Annotated in this window: 16 protein-coding genes and 1 pseudogene; 11 read left to right on the top strand and 6 right to left on the bottom strand. The window is 63.9% G+C overall.

From position 1 onward, the window contains the following. Window positions 1–53 precede the first annotated feature (53 nt). Both ACJH6H_RS07265 and ACJH6H_RS07260 read right to left on the bottom strand, forming a co-directional pair. A complete protein-coding gene (locus tag ACJH6H_RS07265; protein WP_406774534.1) occupies window positions 54–299 on the bottom strand; it encodes a hypothetical protein in 246 nt (81 codons plus the stop codon). Window positions 300–399: 100 nt separating this feature from the next. Further along, window positions 400–1,221 (bottom strand): acyl-CoA thioesterase domain-containing protein, encoded by an 822-nt coding sequence (locus ACJH6H_RS07260; RefSeq protein ID WP_061006110.1) that lies wholly within the window; start codon window positions 1,219–1,221, stop codon window positions 400–402. Window positions 1,222–1,306: 85 nt separating this feature from the next. Between ACJH6H_RS07260 and ACJH6H_RS07255 the strand changes: the two genes are divergently transcribed. The 3 genes from ACJH6H_RS07255 to ACJH6H_RS07245 are packed head-to-tail and all read left to right on the top strand — an operon-like array spanning window position 1,307 to window position 3,552. Then, entirely contained in the window at window positions 1,307–2,230 is a 924-nt protein-coding gene (locus tag ACJH6H_RS07255; protein WP_318985092.1) for a LysR family transcriptional regulator, read from the top strand. A 29-nt stretch (window positions 2,231–2,259) separates the two neighbouring features. Next, complete coding sequence (locus ACJH6H_RS07250; protein WP_406774533.1) at window positions 2,260–3,069, top strand: tat pathway signal sequence; 810 nt, start codon at window positions 2,260–2,262, stop codon at window positions 3,067–3,069. Window positions 3,070–3,078: 9 nt separating this feature from the next. Further along, entirely contained in the window at window positions 3,079–3,552 is a 474-nt protein-coding gene (locus ACJH6H_RS07245) for an RDD family protein (protein WP_061006093.1), read from the top strand. Window positions 3,553–3,555: 3 nt separating this feature from the next. Here the strand turns inward: ACJH6H_RS07245 and ACJH6H_RS07240 are convergent, their stop codons facing one another. Continuing rightward, the gene (locus tag ACJH6H_RS07240) at window positions 3,556–5,067 is read right to left on the bottom strand and encodes a carboxylesterase/lipase family protein (protein ID WP_061006094.1); all 1,512 of its coding nucleotides are present in this window, start codon (window positions 5,065–5,067) and stop codon (window positions 3,556–3,558) included. A 79-nt stretch (window positions 5,068–5,146) separates the two neighbouring features. Between ACJH6H_RS07240 and ACJH6H_RS07235 the strand changes: the two genes are divergently transcribed. After that, entirely contained in the window at window positions 5,147–5,845 is a 699-nt protein-coding gene (locus ACJH6H_RS07235) for a hypothetical protein (protein ID WP_406774532.1), read from the top strand. A 99-nt stretch (window positions 5,846–5,944) separates the two neighbouring features. Then, a complete protein-coding gene (locus ACJH6H_RS07230; protein ID WP_293021718.1) occupies window positions 5,945–6,778 on the top strand; it encodes a class I SAM-dependent methyltransferase in 834 nt (277 codons plus the stop codon). Window positions 6,779–6,794: 16 nt separating this feature from the next. Here ACJH6H_RS07230 and dnaE read toward each other — a convergent pair whose 3' ends face one another. Both dnaE and ACJH6H_RS07220 read right to left on the bottom strand, forming a co-directional pair. Beyond that, window positions 6,795–10,328, bottom strand: coding sequence for a DNA polymerase III subunit alpha (dnaE, locus tag ACJH6H_RS07225; RefSeq protein WP_406774531.1), 3,534 nt, complete (start codon window positions 10,326–10,328; stop codon window positions 6,795–6,797). A 67-nt stretch (window positions 10,329–10,395) separates the two neighbouring features. After that, entirely contained in the window at window positions 10,396–11,061 is a 666-nt protein-coding gene (locus ACJH6H_RS07220) for a TetR/AcrR family transcriptional regulator (RefSeq protein ID WP_346414690.1), read from the bottom strand. Between the two features lie 367 nt (window positions 11,062–11,428). Here ACJH6H_RS07220 and ACJH6H_RS07215 point away from each other — a divergent pair, with 367 nt between their 5' ends. The 3 genes from ACJH6H_RS07215 to ACJH6H_RS07205 are packed head-to-tail and all read left to right on the top strand — an operon-like array spanning window position 11,429 to window position 13,889. Next, window positions 11,429–12,361: an ATP-binding cassette domain-containing protein gene (locus ACJH6H_RS07215; RefSeq protein ID WP_346414689.1), complete on the top strand. Its 933-nt coding sequence runs from the start codon at window positions 11,429–11,431 to the stop codon at window positions 12,359–12,361. After that, a complete protein-coding gene (locus ACJH6H_RS07210) occupies window positions 12,358–13,095 on the top strand; it encodes an ABC transporter permease (protein ID WP_406774530.1) in 738 nt (245 codons plus the stop codon). The genes ACJH6H_RS07215 and ACJH6H_RS07210 overlap by 4 nt, the downstream gene beginning before the upstream one ends. Further along, window positions 13,092–13,889 (top strand): ABC transporter permease, encoded by a 798-nt coding sequence (locus tag ACJH6H_RS07205; RefSeq protein ID WP_406774529.1) that lies wholly within the window; start codon window positions 13,092–13,094, stop codon window positions 13,887–13,889. The genes ACJH6H_RS07210 and ACJH6H_RS07205 overlap by 4 nt, the downstream gene beginning before the upstream one ends. 26 nt (window positions 13,890–13,915) lie before the next feature. Here ACJH6H_RS07205 and ACJH6H_RS07200 read toward each other — a convergent pair whose 3' ends face one another. Continuing rightward, window positions 13,916–15,217 (bottom strand): UDP-glucose dehydrogenase family protein, encoded by a 1,302-nt coding sequence (locus ACJH6H_RS07200; protein WP_406774528.1) that lies wholly within the window; start codon window positions 15,215–15,217, stop codon window positions 13,916–13,918. Between the two features lie 331 nt (window positions 15,218–15,548). On the opposite strand from ACJH6H_RS07200, the gene ACJH6H_RS07195 reads away from it, so the two are divergent. The 3 genes and pseudogenes from ACJH6H_RS07195 (at window position 15,549) to ACJH6H_RS07185 (ending at window position 17,425) form a co-directional block, all read left to right on the top strand. Beyond that, window positions 15,549–16,382 (top strand): glycosyltransferase, encoded by an 834-nt coding sequence (locus ACJH6H_RS07195; protein ID WP_346414685.1) that lies wholly within the window; start codon window positions 15,549–15,551, stop codon window positions 16,380–16,382. Between the two features lie 198 nt (window positions 16,383–16,580). Then, window positions 16,581–17,035, top strand: a pseudogene (locus tag ACJH6H_RS07190) (IS3 family transposase); the annotation flags it as partial. A 192-nt stretch (window positions 17,036–17,227) separates the two neighbouring features. Beyond that, window positions 17,228–17,425 (top strand): hypothetical protein, encoded by a 198-nt coding sequence (locus tag ACJH6H_RS07185; RefSeq protein ID WP_406774527.1) that lies wholly within the window; start codon window positions 17,228–17,230, stop codon window positions 17,423–17,425. Window positions 17,426–17,992: the final 567 nt, after the last annotated feature.

Genomic DNA, 17,992 nt, shown 5'->3' with positions numbered 1-17,992 from the left:
CGTTGTTGCAACGACTGCAACAACGGCCTCTTCGTGATCCGGATCAGAACCGATCAGAACGTCGGAACGAACGTGCCGTTCACCCACACGCCCCAGTGGTTCCATCCGGCATCCCAGACCTGGGGATTACCCATCGACCACGCCGGTTCCGCCGGCTTCGGCGGTGCCCATGACGGCGGCGCCGTCACGGTGGGCCCGGGAGGCGGCGTCATGCCGGCCGTGGCCATGCCTGCGCCGACACCTGCGGCGCCGGCGAACAGTGCACCGGCAACAGCAGTGGTGACGACTGTTTTCTTCATCCTCATCGCGATCCTCCAATCAGATGATTGCGGGGTGTCCACCCCACGGATTGCTCGGACAGTCCTTGGTTACCGCAGGCGTCCCGGTGCTAAACCTGCGCTAGAGTTCCCGCCGGATCCGCTCGGGGAACCGGCTGTGGCCGAAGTCGATCTGAGCGGCGGGATTGCTGACCGCGGTGGTCAGGCCGGTGCCGATCGGTCCAGCACTGTCGTACAACGTGGTGGCTCCCACCGCGATGCCATGGGCCGCCCAGTGCGTCTCGGCTTCGACTCCGACCCAGTCGTCCTGCGGCAGCCGCGTCAACGCCACAGTGAGGTCGCCGTTGATGTAGCCGATGCCCGCGGTGCCCAGATTCGTGACCATGCTGGTGCCCTCGGCCGTCACAGCGGCCCGGACGAACGGGGTGTTGACCTGCCCCTCGATGACGTCGATGGGCCGGTTGACGTAACGCTTGCGACCGGTGTTCTGATGCTCGGCGATCGCCCGCGTCCAGCCGACACCGTCACTGCTGATGTACGGCGCCAGGCCGTCATCGATCACCGCGGGCGGCTCGAAATCGGTTGTAGCGAACCACTCCTCACCAGCAGGCGCCTCGGCGAGCCGATACTGCACCAGCGTGGCCCTGGCGACAGTCACGCCGTCCTGCACCACGTCACACTCGGAATTGCGCACCCGTCGTCCGTCCCGGACCAACTTCACCGCGGTCGTCGTCGGCACGCCGCGCGCGGCACGGAACAGGTCGACGGTGAGCCGGGCCGGCAGAAAGTCGGGCAATCCGAACGCGGTCTCCAGCGCGTGCGCGGCCAGCCCCACCACCGCCGGGCCGTTGAGGTGGTCTTCACCCCACAAGCTCTGGGCGAATCGGGTCGGCTGAACCCGATCGGCGTCGATCGGGACGAAGTGGGCGGGGCGTGCGGTCATTTTCGGATCGTCGCACATTGGCTAAATATTCATAACTTCGGGCCGGAACACGCAGAATCGTGCAGATTCCCTGGACAATGATGAGATGGACACCCGCCGGCTGCGCCTCCTGCTGGCGCTGTCGCGCCTGGGGTCGATGCGAGCCGTCGCCGAGAACCTCAATCTCACGACGTCGACGGTGTCGCAACAGATCGCTGCGCTCGCCAAGGAAACCGGCACCCAACTGATCGAACCGGAAGGGCGCCGGGTCAGGCTGACACCGGCCGGACAGCGCCTCGCCGACCATGCGGTGACCATCCTCGCCGCCGTCGACGCGGCGCGCCTCGACCTCGATTCCGGCGCCGAACCCGTCGGCACCCTGCGGATCGGCGGCTTCGCCACCGGCATCCGCGTCTCGCTGCTGCCGATCCTGGCGGAATTGACCCGGGAACACCCCGGAATCGATGTTGCGATAAGCGAATACGAGCCCATCGAGGCGTTCGCGTTGCTCACCGACGACGACCTGGACCTGGCCCTGACCTACGACTACAACCTGGCTCCGGCCTCCCCCAGCCCGCTCCTGGAAGGCTTTGCCCTGTGGTCGATTCCATGGGGGCTGGGCCTGCCGGCCGATGAGGCGAACGGACCCGCCGAACTGTCCGAGTACGCGGACCGGACCTGGATCGTCAACTCCCGCAACACCGCTGACGAGGACGCCGTCCGCACACTAGGTGCGCTGAGTGGATTCACCCCGCGCATCGCCCATCAGATCGACAGCCTGGAACTGGTCGAGGACCTGATCGTCGCCGGGTACGGCGTCGGGCTGCTGCCGCTGGAACGGCCCACCAGCGCGGGCATCAAGGTCGTCCCGTTGGCCGGGCCGACGGTGATCCACACCGCCTACGCCGTCACCCGCAAGGGCCGCACCAACTGGCCACCGCTGCGGGCGGTGCTCGACCGGCTGCGCCCGGGCGACGGGCCCGTGCCGCTGCCGACGTGGCCCCGGCCAGAGGCCGTCGGCACCGAATGACACTGACCGAGATCTGGGAGGCTACCGGCGTGAAACTGCTCAGGGCGGCACTGGTCGCAACGCTTTTGACCGGGACCGCACTGCCCACCGCCCGTGCCGAATGCACCGGCGCCTGCGATGCGCAGCAACGCGTCGCGGCGGCGGACGCCTATCTGGCGACCCGGCCGGGCACCGTCGGATACGTGCTTCGTGATCGAAAAACCGGTGCGGTGTACCGCAATTCGCATGCGGGGGACATGGTCTGGACGGCCTCGACCATCAAGCTGGGCATGGTGGTGGACCTGTTCGCCCGGCAGAGCGCCGGGCTGCTGCGGCTCACCGACAACGACATCGCCCTGATGGGCAAGATGCTGCACACCTCAGACAACGACGCCGCCGACACCCTGTGGACCCGGTACGGCGGACCCGACCACACCATCTTCAACAACGACTTCCCGCATTTCGGCATGACCCGGGTCCAACCACAGCGCGGATTCGGAGACATGTTCCCGTACTGGGGCTTTCAGAAGTCCACCACCGACGATCTGGACCAGATGGTCAACTACATGCTGACCAAGCTGCGGCCCAACGAGACAGCCTGGATCGTCAATGCCATGCAGCACGTCGACCCCATCCAGCAGTGGGGTGTCTGGGGCGCCGGCCCGAGCATGGCGCCCGGTAACAAGGACGGCTGGTCCGACGAGCAGGGCGGCTGGGTGACCAACACCGTCGGATTCGCCGGGCCCGGACAACGTTTCACCCTCGCCGTCATGAATGCGTTGAACGGCGCCGGCGGCAATGCGGACGGCCAGGCCACCACTACGCGGCTAAGCCAGATATTGCTGGCCGGTCGGCAGTAAATTGACGCCTTGACCTACGGCGAGAACTACCCCACCTCAGGCGCTTACGGCGCACCCACCCCGGTGCATCCCGGTGACCTGGTGCCCCGTTTCTTCGCGCGGTTCATCGACGGACTGATCGTCGGAGTCCTGGCCTTCTTCGGCGCCTTCTCGATCGGCTCGATGTCCGACGTCATGGTGACCGGCCTGTTCTCCGGACTGGGCACCTTCCTGTACTTCGTGCTGTTCGAGGTGCTGGCCGGCGCGACGCCGGGCAAGATGCTGCTGGGCCTGAGTGTGCGTGGGCCCCACGGTATGGCGAAGCCCGATTTCAAGCAGTCGGCCATCCGCAACTCGTTCACACTGCTGCCCATCATCCCGTGGGTCGGCGGGCTGCTGGCGTTCATCGCGTACATCTTCATCGCCGTCACCATCAACTCCAGCCCCTGCAAGCAGGGCCGGCACGACGAACTCGCCGGCGGCACCCAGGTGGTCAAGAAGTAGGCCCTAGCCGTTGACCAGTGAAAAGCCTTCCCAGGCCTGACGCTGCTCGGCGCGGGGATCGAACTCGACGCGGGTCCTGCGGTCGAACACCAGCACGGCGCGGTCGTCGGCGTCGTACCGCGGCCAGCTCTCGCCGGGGACGCCCGTCCTGGCGAACGCCCGCCACCGGTTCTGGACGTCATTGCTGATCCGCAGCGCCGATTTGCGGTCCATGGCGGCCGTCAGTACCGAACCCAGCGGGGTTCGGTACACGTCGAAGACCGCGAGCAGTTCGGTGGCGTGCGTGGCACCGAGACCAGTCCAATGCAGTGCCGGCGGCGCATAGTCGTACCGGTAGGCATAGGTAGGTGCGTGGCGCATGTGCGCCCCGGCGATCTCCCACGACGCGGTGCCGAAAGCGAAGTCGCCGCCGAGCTTGATACAGGCATCGGCCGACTGCGGGTAGCCCGGATACGCGCCGGTGATCCGGGCGCGCTGTTCCGCCGGGACATGCGCCAGGATGCGTTCGATCATGGCCTCGTTCGTGGGCAGCAGCTGCATGAACTTGGTGAACAGACGCCCCTCGTCGGCATTGCTCCCCACGATCAGCGGCACCTGATGAGCCCGACCCTCGCGCATCGCGACCATCGGATCTTCGGGCAGGAACTCGGTTCCGCAGGCCGGCCCGGCGGGGAACGCGCCCGGCATGTCGGTCACCGCACCACGGATGACGCGGTCCAGCGCGGCCAGCAGCTCAGCGGGCCTCGCCGCCATCAGCGCGGCCGCACCGTCCCGCTCGCCGGCGCCCAGCTCTGCGGCGAACTGCTTCGCGAACTGGGCGGCCGCGTCGGGTGAACGCACCATGCCACTGGCGGGACTCTCCGCAATCGCCTGGTGGAAAAGGCCTTTCGCCTGCGGCACGGCGAGCAACGTCGCCACGGCGTGGGCCCCGGCGCTCTCCCCGAAAATGGTCACGTTGTCCGGATCGCCACCGAACACCGCGATGTTGGTCCGCACCCACTTGAGCGCCGCCACCAGGTCGCGCAGGAACAGATTGTCGTCCAGCGGGTGCTCAGCCGTGGCCAGGGTGGACACATCGAAGCAGCCGAGCGCGCCCAGCCGGTAGTTGGCCGAGACGAAGACGCAGCCGCGCCGTGCCAGCGCGGCGCCGTCATAGATCGGGGTGGCGGAACTGCCGAGGATGTAACCGCCACCGTGGATGAAGAACATCACGGGCAGCGGCTCACCGGTGTGCTGCTCGGGCGTCACCACGTTCAGGGTCAGGCAGTCCTCGCCCATCGGCTGATACTTGCCCACACTCAGCATCGTGTACTTGCGCTCCTGCGGCGCACAGTAGGTGAAGCCATGGCAGTAGCGCACGCCGCGCCACGGCTGCACGGGTTGCGGGGCCCGGTAGCGCCACGGGCCCACCGGGGGCCGCGCGTAGGGTACGGAACGCCAGCGGTGCACGCCGTCGCGGGTGAACCCCTCGATGGTTCCGCTGTCGATAGTCACGCGGACGGTACGTTCGTGCATAACTGGACACTATCGAAAATCTGTAATCCTCGGGGTGCCTGAACCGCGTGTTGGGGTGGTGCCGGTTACCCTGGCGGGCATGCGACTTCCGGTGGCCCTCGCGGCATGTGCCCTGGTTGCCGGTTGTGCCGCCAATTCGGACCAGCACGGACAGCCCGGCGTGGCGATCTCCGAGCCGTCGCTGTCGGCCACCGCCCCGGCGAGTCGTCCCCCGACCGCGGCGCCGAAGGCCGCGCCCACCACGCCGCCGCCCGCCGGCGCGCCCGTCGCCGACGTGATCGCCTGGGTGGAGGCAGGCACCCCGGCCGACCCGGCCGGGTTCCACACCGCGACACGCGACGGCACGCCCACCGATCTCGGCACCGACATCGCGTTCACCACAGCGTCAGGCGCCAACTGCATCACCGACAAGAGCTTCAACGGTGCACTGGCATGCCTGATGCACCTGACGTCCCCACCGCCGCAACCGGCCGACACCTACGGCCACTGGGTCGGTGGTTGGGTCGATTTCGAAGGCCCCACCGCGGAAGTCGGTTCGGTACACGGCGATCCAGGCCGATTCAACGCCGGCACCGGACCCAAACTGAAAGACGGACAGAGCCTGCGGTTCGGCGACTATCAATGCCGCGCCGACGCCACCGGGCCGGTCTGCGTGAACTACGCGCGCCGTACCGCGGTCCGGTTCAGCAACGCCGGCATCCAGACCTTCGGTTGCCTGACGCCGGTGCTGCCGGCGCCCGAAGGCATCGGGCTGAAGTTCGCCTGCACGACAGCCTGAGCATCAATTCGTCGCGGCGGCGGCCAAACACGAAATCCGCAGGGCGCTAAACATTTTGGGCAGAACGTTCAGCTCAGATGCAGGCGTATGGTCGGAACGATGGGAATAGCTGTCACGTCACTGACACCTGTGGAACGGACTGCCCTGCTCACCGTGTATGCGCGGGCTCTGGACAGCCGCAGGCCCCGCTCGATTCTTCGTGACACCTGGGCGGACTCGGCAGTGACGGGCATCGACTACGACTTCGCCGCGCTCGGAGTCCAGACCAGCGTGGTCTGTCAGACCGCGCTGCGCGCCAAGATGCTCGATGCCCGCGTATCTGCATTCACCGCAGCGCACCCCGATGCGGTCGTGGTCGATCTGGGCGGAGGACTCGACAGCGGCTTCCATCGGGTGGCCCCGCCGCCGACGGTCGATTGGTACACCGTGGACCTGGCCGGCATTTCCGCGCTGCGTGAGCAGCTGTTGCCGGCGAATCCGCGCTCTCGGACGGTGGTGGCATCGGTGGCCGAAAAGGATTGGGCGGCAGGCATTCCTGCGGACCGGCCGACCATGCTCGTGGCAGACGGGCTGTTCGCGTTCCTGACCGAGCCCGTCATCGCCGGCGTGTTCCGCGGCGTCACAGAACACTTCCACCGCGGCGAGCTGGCGTTCAACGACTACGGACAGTTCGGACCGATCAGCCTCGCGGCTTTCAAGTACCTGCCGCAGCAGATGTTCAAAGACGTTGGCAGCCAACTGGGTTATGCGGGTTTCAAAGATGCCCGGCACCCCTTGAGCTGGAATCCCCGCATGCAGCTCGTCGAAGAGGCCAGCCTGGCCCATCAGCCCGAGGTCGACCTGTTTCCCCCGGTGCTGCGGTTCGCCACCCGGCTGACCGGGTGCACCCGCGCCGGCGCGCGGAAGGCACGGATCCTGCGCTACCGCTTCTGAACTGGGACCACCCGGACTACCCGCCGAGGCAGCCCGGCCCCAGCAGCGCCTTCAAGTCACCCATCAACGCCGACGACGGTGTCACCCGCAGCGTCTGGTCCAGTTCCAGGGTGGTGATGCGGTCCCCACTGATGAGCCGCAGATGCACCTGAGAAGTGCCCGGGTGGTGAGCCAGCACCTGCTTGAGCGCGCTGACCTTCTCCGGGGTGCACTGCCGCGTCGGCAGGCTCACCGCGAGCGGACGGTCGGCCTGCGCGTTCGAGAAGTCGGGCACCACAAGGTCACTCGCGAAGATCGACACCCGCTCGTCTTCGACGCGGGCCTTGCCGCTCACCAGCACGATGGCGTCGTCCATGATGTCGGCACCGAACACGGCGTAGGTCTTCGGGAAGAAGTTCACCGTCACCGAACCGTTGAGATCTTCCAATTGCGCTGAGGCCCAGGGCAATCCCTGCTTGTTGACGCGCCGGACCACGCCCGCCAGGATGCCGCCGATGCGGACCTGGCTGTCGTTGGCGACCGCGCCTTCGAGGATGGCGGGAATCTGGGTGTCCACCTGCGCGTTGAGCAGGTGCGCGACGCCGTTGAGCGGATGGCCGGAAACGTACAGGCCCAGCATCTCTCGCTCCAGGGCGAGCTTGTGCTTGTCGTCCCACTCGTCGTCGGGCACCTTGATGGTGAAGGCCGCATCGCCGGCATCCCCCGCGTCACCGCCGCCGAACAGATCGAACTGACCCATGGCCTCGGCCTTCTTGGTGCCGAGCACCGAGTCGACCGCATCGGCGTGCACCAGGAACAGGCCCTTGCGGGCATGGCCCAGCGAGTCGAAAGCGCCTGCCTTGACCAGGGATTCGGTGACCCGCTTGTTGCAGGCCGTGATGTCGATCTTGCTGAGGTAGTCGGAGAAATCGGTGTATTTCCCCTTGTCGGTCCGGCCCGCGATGATGGACTGCACCACGTTGGCTCCGACGTTGCGCACACCGCCCAGGCCGTAGCGGATGTCCTTGCCGACCGAGGCGAAGTTGTGCACCGACTCGTTGACATCCGGTGGCAGCACCGTGATTCCCAGGCGTCGGCAATCCGCCAGGTACACCGCGGCCTTGTCCTTGTCATCGCCGACCGACGTCAGCAGACCCGCCATGTACTCGGCCGGATAGTTGGCCTTGAGATAGGCGGTCCAGAACGACACCAGGCCGTAGCCGGCGGCGTGCGACTTGTTGAACGCGTAGCCGGCGAACGGCAGCACGGTGTCCCACAACGCGGTGATGGCCGCCTGAGAGAAGCCGTTCTGCTTCATACCGTCGGCGAAGCCGCCGTACGCCTCGTCGAGGATTTCCTTCTTCTTCTTACCCATCGCGCGACGCAGCAGGTCTGCTTGGCCGAGCGAGTAGCCCGCGACCTTCTGTGCGATGTGCATGATCTGTTCTTGGTAGACGATCAGACCGTAAGTCTCGGAAAGGATGTCGCGCAGCGGCTCTTCGAGCTCCGGGTGGATGGGCTTGATCTCCTGCAGCCCGTTCTTGCGCTTCGCGTAGTCGGTGTGCGCGTCCACACCCATCGGACCCGGTCGGTACAGCGCCAGGACGGCCACGATGTCCTCGAAGCCGGTCGGCCGCATCAGTTTCAGCAGATCGCGCATCGCGGATCCATCGAGCTGGAACACGCCCAGCGTGTCGCCGCGCGCCAGCAGCTCGTAGGTTTTCGGGTCGTCCAGGCTCAGGTGGTCGAGGTCCAGATCGATGCCCCGGTTCGCCTTGATGTTCTCCAGCGCGTCACCGATGACGGTGAGGTTGCGCAGGCCCAGGAAGTCCATCTTCAACAGGCCGATGGCCTCACACGACGGGTAGTCCCAGCCGGTGATGATGGCGCCGTCCTGGGCGCGCTTCCACATCGGGATGGCGTCGATGAGCGGTTCGGAGCTCATGATCACCGCACAGGCGTGCACACCCGCGTTGCGGACCAGCCCCTCCAGACCGCGGGCGGTCTCGTAGATGGTGCGCACGTCGGGGTCGGTGTCGATCAGCGCGCGGACCTCGGCGGCTTCCTTGTACCGCTCGTGGTTGGGGTCGGTGATCCCCGCCACCGAGATGTCCTTGGCCATGATCGGCGGCGGCAGCGCCTTGGTGATGCGGTCGGCGATGGCGAAGCCCGGCTGCCCGTAATGGACTCGAGCCGAATCCTTCAGTGCCGCTTTGGTTTTGATGGTACCGAAGGTGATGACCTGGGCGACGCGGTCACTGCCCCACTTCTCGCTGGCGTAGCGCACCATCTCGCCACGGCGGCGGTCGTCGAAGTCGATGTCGATATCGGGCATCGACACGCGCTCGGGGTTGAGGAACCGCTCGAACAGCAGACCGTGCGGGATCGGGTCGATGTTGGTGATGCCCATCGCCCACGCCACCAGCGAACCTGCGGCCGAACCTCGGCCGGGGCCGACCCAGATTCCCACTTCGCGCGCGTGGCTGATGAGGTCACCGACGACGAGAAAGTACGCCGGGAAGCCCATCTGCACGATGACGCTGATCTCGTACTCGGCGCGATCGAGGTACTCCTGCGGCGGGCCGCCCGGGAAGCGCCGGTCCAGACCACGCAGCACCTCTTTGCGCAGCCACGTGGCCTGCGTCTCGCCCTCGGGCACCGGGAAGATCGGCATCCGGTCGTGGAACTTCCAGACATCGGCATAGGACTCGACGCGCTCGGCGATCAGCAACGTCGAATCGCAGGCACCGGGTACCTGGTGATCCCACATGGCCCGCATGTCCTCGGCCGACTTGAGGTAGTAGCCGTCACCGTCGAACTTGAACCGCGTCGGATCGGACAGCGTCTTGCCGGTCTGGATACACAGCAGCGCCTCGTGGTTGTGCGAGGCCTCGCGGGTGACGTAGTGGCAGTCGTTGGTGGCGAGCGGCGGGATGCCCAGCTTCTTGCCGATGTCCAGCAGGCCCTCGCGAACCCGGCGCTCGATCTCGATGCCGTGGTCCATCAGTTCGAGGAAGAAGTTCTCCTTGCCGAAGATCTCCTGCCACTTCGCGGCGGCCTCGACAGCTTCCTTCTCGTGACCGAGCCGCAGCCGGGTCTGCACCTCACCCGACGGGCAGCCGGTCGTGGCGATGATGCCCGCCGAGTGCTCGGCGATGATCTCGGCGTCCATGCGGGACCACTTGCCGAGCTGTCCCTCGAACGACGCCAGCGACGACAGCTTGAACAGGTTGCGCAGACCGGTCGCGTTCTCCGCGACCATCGTCATGTGGGTGTACGAACCACTACCCGAGACGTCGTCGCTCTTCTGGCTCGGATCGCCCCAGGTGATGCGCTTCGTGTTGAAGCGCGACGCGGGCGCGATGTACGCCTCGATGCCGATGATCGGCTTGATGCCCTCTTTGGTGGCGGTGTTGTAGAACTCGCTGGCGCCGAACATGTTTCCGTGGTCGGTCATGCCGATTGCCGGCATACCCAACCGGATGGCTTCCTGCACCATCGGCTTGACCTTCGCCGCACCGTCCAGCATCGAGTACTCGGTGTGATTGTGGAGGTGCACGAACTGGCTCATAGGGCTGCCAGTCTAAAACGGGCCACCGACACCTCTCGGCGTGTCGGGCGCTGTGTCGTCGGCGGGACTACGACGTGGGCGCGGCCGCTGTTGCCACGGGACCCACCAGCAACCCCTTGTGCAACACCTGTTGCAGTTGCTTAGTTACCGCTTCGACGCGATCCCGGTCGGCCACGAGCCCGGCATAGAAGCCGAGCCCCCACACCATGGTGTAGAGCAGGTCCGCCACAGGGGCCACAGCCGTCTCGGCAGGCAACTCACCGCGCGCCACGGCGTCGCGTACAGCCTGGTCCATGAATTTGCGGACGGCCGCCTTCGCGTCCCTGCGCGGGGCCGGCAACCGGTCGGCCTCCAGATAGGAGCTGACCAGCAGCGCCACACTGCCCGGTTCATGGACACCAGCGTTGCGGAATTCGGTGACGAGTACCGAAATCTGTTCTGGCAGAGTGGATTCCGCTCCCGCTCGGGCGATGCAGAGGTCGATCGTCGTGGCGATCTCATTCAGCAGACAGTGGTAGATGTCCTCACGCGTCTGGAAGTGGTAATGCAGCGTGGGACGGCTCAACTCGGCGATCTCGGCGATGGCCTGGATGGTGGTGGCGTGGTAGCCACGGACTGCGATCACCTCGCGTGCGGCGTCCAGGATGCGCGCCCGCGTCTGCGCCGAATCGGTGCCGGCCGGGCGGCCCCGACGGCGTGTCGCCTTCACTGGGAGAACATCGAGATGCACCATGCCACGTCCTCGCACAGAAAGGGATATTTACGAATTCAGCAAACTCTAAGACATAGCTGATACGTGGTCAACCGCAACCTCGACAACGGCGGGTCGACTTGCCTCGCGACAACCCTGGGCAAGGTCCATTCAGTCCGGTGACCACCACAGACGGCGTCATGCCCGGCGGTCGATCGGCGGCGCGTTCCGCGATGGCGACGAGCACCGCAATTCATTTGCCCGAAAATTTGTCGCCGACGTAGAGATCCGGCAACCGAATCGGGGTCTCGATGGGGCCCTCGCCGAGCGCCACATAGTGATGATGTCCACATCACGGCGTGCGCTGTGCGAATTGAATGCGCTGCGGCTCTCTGTATCGTATGACTCCGTGATCGAGCTCATTAACGTCGCCAAGACTTTTGGCGGGTCTGTTCCCGCACTCCGCGACGTGAGCTTTTCCGTCCCCACCGGCTCTGTGTGTGCGTTGCTGGGACACAACGGCGCCGGCAAGACGACGACCGTCAAGATCCTCTCCACCTTGCTCAAGCCGACCTCGGGCCAGGCGATCGTCGCCGGCTACGACGTGGCAAAGGAACCGGCGAAGGTGCGTCAGTCCATCGGCGTCACCGGACAGGATGCCGCCCTGGACCTCCGGCTGACCGGACGGGAGAACCTCGTCCTGTTCGGGCGCCTGCGGGGCCTGCGGCGCGGCGAGGCCCGCAGCCGGGCCGACGAACTGATCACCCAATTCGACATGGGGCACGCCGCGGACCGCCAGGTGAGCGGGTATTCCGGCGGCATGCGCCGCCGCATCGACATCGCGGTGTCCCTCGTGGTCCCACCGAAGGTGCTGTTCCTCGACGAGCCGACCACCGGGCTGGACCCGCGCAGCCGCCGCGACGTCTGGAATCTGGTGTCCTCGATGAAGTCCCAGGGCATCACCGTCCTGCTGACGACGCAGTACCTGGAAGAAGCCGACATCCTCAGCGATTCCATCGTCATCCTCAACGGCGGACAGATCGTCGCCCGCGGGACCGCCGACGAGCTCAAGCGCCAGACGGGCTCGAGCTACTGCGAGATGACCCCGCTCAACCCGGATGACCTGCCGCGCATCGCCACGGCCCTGGCCGATTTCGACGAGATCGAGGTCGACACCGACGCGACGACGGTGTCGGTACCGGCGCCGGGCGGCGTCGCGACCCTGACCGAGGTATTCCGCCGGATGGACGAGATCGGCGTCGAACTCATCGACATCTCGCTGCGCCGCCCCTCACTCGACGAGGTGTTCCTCCACCTCACCACCCCGGCGACCACGGCATGAACGCGCCGACAATTCTTACTGCCCGAATCGTCAGCCGAAGTCGGGTAGATTTGATCTTCGCAGCGGTGGCTCCGTTGCTGGGCTTAATTGGCCTAACCTTGTTGCTGCGCGATGTGATCAACACCGGCGGAATGAGTTACGCGCAGTACGTACTGCCTGCCGTGGTTGTTCAGGCTATGTTATTTGGGGCGCTCACCACCACCGATCGGGCGGCGCACGAAAAGGCCAGTGGTATGGGTGTTCGACTACGCACTCTCCCCATTTCCCAATACGCGCCACTCTTGGCCCGAATGAGCTACTGCATCATACGTGGCGCACTCGCGACAGTTGCATCAATCGCTGCAGCATCAGTGTTCGGATTCCGATTCGCTGGCGGCATTGGCTATGTGGCAGCGTTTTTCGGTCTGGCTCTCACTCTCACCTTGGCGCTGTCGCTGGGCGCCGACGCGACAGGCAGTAAGGCTGGTCGGACCGAAGTTGCCAGCCAGTTACTTATGGTGCCCCAGCTGCTATTGGTCCTGCTTTCGACCGGACTCGCTCCGCTGGGATCGTTCCCCACTTGGGTACAACCCTTTGTCCGTTACCAACCCATTTCTCAGATCACCGAAACGCTGCGCGGCCTCACCAGCGGTCACGTGCACCAAGGCAATCTGCTCGTCAGCCTCGCATGGTGCGTTGGGCTTCTCATTGTCTTCGGCATGTTCGCACTCCGGTTGCAAAGGCGGGCCCAGTGAATACCCAATCAACGCGGCAATTTTCGCTGTTAACCGAAAGTTGGATATTCGCCAGCCGGTTGCTCATACAGTGGCGGCGCTACCCAACCGTGCCCCTTCAAGCGCTGCTGTTTCCCACGGTTCTATTGGTCGCCTATAGTCTGCTAGTCGGAACCTCGATGACCCGCCTCACCGGCAACAGCGGCCTTGACGTACTGATCCCGGTGTGCGCGGTTGCGGGTGCCATGTCCGGTTGTGTGGGCGCCGGGATGACTATGCCTCATGATCGAGAGAGCGGCCTGCTCACCCGGCTGTGGATCATGCCCGTCCGAAGAGCGAGCGCGCTGATCGGGACGCTGCTCGCCGAATCCATGCGCACTTTCGCCGGGAGCGCACTTATCCTGGCAACTGGCTATGCACTCGGCTTCCGATTTGGCGGCAACATCATCGAACTGCTCGCATACCTCGCTGTTCCGAGTCTCGTAGTCCTCGTCTATGCGATGATCGTGATCACGTTGGCATTACACGACCAAGGCCGCACAATCCTGGCATGGGTAGGTACTGCCAGCATGGGTTTAGCGTTCGCAGCGATCATTCCGGTCGCCAAACTCCCGGCGTTACTGCGTCCCCTTGCCCAATATCAGCCCGTCGCCCCGGCTATTCAGGCCATGAGCCAGCTGTCGCAAGGCGCTGGCGCATTCTGGCTGCCACTCGCGGCTTCCGTTGCTTGGATCGTTGTTCTCAGCGCGCTGTTCGGCCCCCTTGCCGCGCGTAACTACCGGCAAGCTGCTGAGACAGGACAGCTTGGCGACTGATTCCAGTCGCTATCTGACCTGACGGGTCAAGTCAGATAGCGCCAGCCGCACTTGGTCCACCACTCACGGTCCAGGCAGAGCCGGCCGTCGATCACGGTGGTACGACGCACGATGGCACTGAGTTCAGCCGGGTTAATCTCGGTGAACTCAGACCACTCGGTCAATACCAGGACGACGTCGGCATTCTCGCATGCGCCACGAACCGAGTTCGCGTACGAAAGCGTCGGAAACACTCTGCGGGAGTTCTCAATCGCCTTCGGGTCGTACACCGTGACCGAAGCACCCTGCAGCTGTAGTTGACCAGCGACATTAAGTGCAGGCGAGTCACGGACGTCATCAGAATCCGGTTTGAACGCCGAGCCCAGGATCGCGATGTTCGCACCCAGGAGCGACCCGTTGCAGGCAGCTCTAGTGACCTCGACCATACGTGTACGACGCCGCATGTTGACGTTGTCCACTTCACGCAAGAACATTAGGGCCTCCGAGGCGCCTAGTTCGCCAGCACGCGCCATAAAAGCCCGGATGTCCTTGGGAAGGCAGCCGCCGCCAAAGCCTAGACCGGCGTTGAGAAAACGGCGGCCGATGCGCGCGTCATAACCGATCGCGTCGGCGACTGCTCTCACATCCGCGCCTACAGCATCGCATACCTCGGCGATCGCATTGATGAAGGAGATCTTGGTAGCCAGAAAGGCGTTGGCGGATACCTTGACCAGTTCGGCGGTCTCCGGGTCCGTCACGATGAACGGTGTATCCCGCTCAAGAATCGTGGCATACACCTCGCGGGTCAGTGTCTCAGCCCGGCCACCTTCGGTACGGCCCAACACAATCCGATCCGGGGTCAATGTGTCATGCACGGCATAGCCTTCGCGGAGGAACTCAGGGTTCCAGGCGATTTCGATCTCGCCCTCCGTGGACAGAGCGCGGGCTCGGTCAACGAGCTTCGCGCATGTGCCCACGGGCACAGTGGATTTGCCGAGGATCAACACCTCGCTGCGCACTAGCGGAGCGAGTCCATCGATAACAGCTTCGACGTATCGCAAGTCTGCAGCCGATTCGCCCTTCTTCTGTGGGGTACCGACCGCGATGAAGTACAGCGCCCCCCAATCCGCAGCGTCCTGATAGCTGGTGGTGATACGCAAAAGGCCGGATTCCAGGTGCTTTTTCAGCAGCGCCGCCAGTCCAGGCTCGTAGAACGGCACTTCGCCATTCGCAAGCTTGGCAACCTTGTCGTGATCTACCTCGACCCCGAGCACCTCGTGGCCCAATTCAGCCATACACACAGCGTGGGTGAGTCCGAGGTACCCCATACCGAATACTGTCAGCCGCACGACTGATCTCCTTGCTTCTGCTTGCTGTCATCGAGGTATAGCGAGCCCTGAGGGCCGAGCTCGCCCGACGCGCGCTTCCAATTGCCAGCTAACACGGCCGATCGCTGTGAGGCTACCGTACGGCCGACGTCGAACTGCCGAAGCGCATTGTCTGCTGACCACACCTCACAGCTTGTCGCGAGGTGGTGGTCAGTCGGATGGTAGGTTTGCGCATGGCGCGAGAGGCCACAGAGAGGCCATGCAACGGTTTGCCCGGCGGCGTCGTTGGCACCCCGAAACATTTTGGCGTAGGCGTCATTTGAGACGCAGTACGGAAGGGACACTAACCGTAATGTCGAACGAGTTGCCGGTCATTGCCGCGATTCCCAACTACAACATGGGCCACCACCTACGCAAGCTCCTGCCACAGGTGCTGGTACAGGGCTACGACCGCATATATGTGTTCGATGACGGGTCCACTGATGACAGTGTCGAGGTGGTCAAGGAGTTTGGCGGTCAGGTGCAGATGATCGTCGCCCCGCAAAACCAGGGCTGCACAGCGAACCGCAATCAAGTCCTCAAGGTGATCGATGGCGACGAGCTCATCCACTTCATCGATGCCGACATGGATCTGGAGACCGAGAACATCGCCGACGTGGCGCGCCAGGTTGCCGCTCGCTACGTCGACAAGGGCGTGGGTGCGATAGGCGGGCTGGTAAGCCGCACCGACGGAAGTCAGGAACCTTACAATTTCGGCCCAGCGTTTTGTTTGCACACGCACATGACGGCGATTCCCCCAGTCCTCGACCGGATCCGCAACCGTCCCAAATTGGCCCGCACGATTCAGCAGGCGGTCCGGCCAATCGTCAAGAACTATCCGAACGTGCTGGATGCACCAACAGCTCAGGAGACTTTCTGGCTGCACGAGGGCAACATGCTGATCTATGCCGATGCGTACAAATCGATCGGCGGCTATGACATCAACATGCGCAACCATGGGGCTCAGGATCTGGCGATCCGATTGGAGAAGAAGGGCATCAAACGCTGGTTCGACCCTTCAATCGAAGTGGTCCACCACTACATCGATGTGCGCGGTAAGAAACGTAAGAAGCAACAGTACGAATCTCTGCGTTACCTGCTCGGAAAGCATGGGTTCAAAGCCTGGGTCACGGGTAACTATCGCTGACGTGGCTTAACATGCAACTTGCTCGGGCGCTTGCGACATGAACAACCGATATTTCCGAGAGGCGGGTACTTTCGTAGCGTGGTGACCCCGTGATGGGACAACCCCGGTTTGGTTGTCTCTTGAACTGTGAGGATCGAAACGATCAACCTCTTGCCACAGCCGTTCCCGCCAAGCTTCGAGTCGACGCTACCGCAGTGGCCCGCACCGGCGGAGCCTCTGGCCGGTAACCTTGCCGATGACGGCGTGCCCGTCGAGGCGAACCTGCCGGTTCTTAGGGTCTCCATCCAGGCGATCTATAGTTGGCACAAAAGCGCCTGTGACGCAGCGAATTTGGGGCGATGTGCACTTGATCAACGCCGCCCGCGACATCGACGCCGACGACCAAGCCTTCGGATACTGATTCACTGCCGACCAATTACCAGGGCGCGGAATCCGCGCTGGCAAGAACCGGCAGCGCGGTTATGCTCCCAGGAGCGCATCTGGTCAAGCTTCGTCAAGAAGCGTGGCCTGAACTCTCAACTCGGTCCTGCGCCATCAAAGGCGTCTACTTCAACTCCTATTGTGGGCCACTCGACCTTATCGCGGATAAGTTCTCGCCGACGGTAGCCGCTTTGAATCAGGCTGTGTCATCGTACTCGCCGGTCGCGACGATCACTATTCAGCCCGCGGTTTGGCTTTACCCTCCTGGGACCCGAAGACCTCGCAGATGGGGTCGACGCAATCCATCGGGAGTCGCGGCACGATTTCGCAAAAATCGGCACATCAAGTGCAGGTGCGACCCTAGAATGGAGGTCGTGCACCACCGCGGACATGTCCGTGGTAAGAAATTGTACATAGGGGGATAAATGCATTCTGCCGAATATTGGGTATTTAAAGCACGTCAAAACTGGTCTAAATTGTCGGTACCCGATAATCCGCATTTCGACAGCGCCGAATCGACTAAATGGTTTATTGGCCAACTGAATAATGCGAAGTCGTATCTTGAGTACGGCACCGGCGGATCAACCATCCAAGCCGCCAGTCGCGGCGTCAACATGGTGTGAGTCGAGTCCGACCCCAACTTCCTCCGTCTCGTCGGCGCAAAAATTGCGGCAGCCGGACTTGAAAGCGAAAACCAACAACTGGTATACGCGGATATAGGCCGCACGGGCCCTTGGGGACGGCCATACGGCCACGCAGATGAGCAGCGCCTAGCACTGTACCGACGCTATTCGGATCCGCGATTCATAAATGTGCCACCAGATTTGGTGTTAGTAGACGGGCGCTTTCGAGTGGCTTGCGCCGCGAAATGCTTTAACCTGCTACGGGATACACACGGGTGGCAAGTCGTCGTCGACGACTACATCAACAGACCGCATTACCACATTCTGGAGAATGTGGCAGAATTCTTCCCGGTCGGTCGGATGGCGGTCTTCACGAAAGTAAAATCGAATGCCGACTTAAACGCCGTGATCGACGTCTGGAAGACCGAACCTGAGTAAGAACGTTCGGCGCACTACCAACCGCGATTAGCGGCGTCCCGCAACATTTACTGGCTCTTCATGATTGAGGGTGTAGAACGGTCAGCTGCTGTCGGCCTGTGATTGGGGTGTCTGGTTGGCTGGGTGTGT

Origin of the sequence: Mycobacterium sp. SMC-21 (genome assembly GCF_045310825.1) — a bacterium.
In the GTDB taxonomy this organism is placed as follows: domain Bacteria; phylum Actinomycetota; class Actinomycetes; order Mycobacteriales; family Mycobacteriaceae; genus Mycobacterium.
The sequence above is the reverse complement of the archived record's forward strand: the minus strand, read 5'-3'. Positions and strand labels throughout refer to the sequence as shown.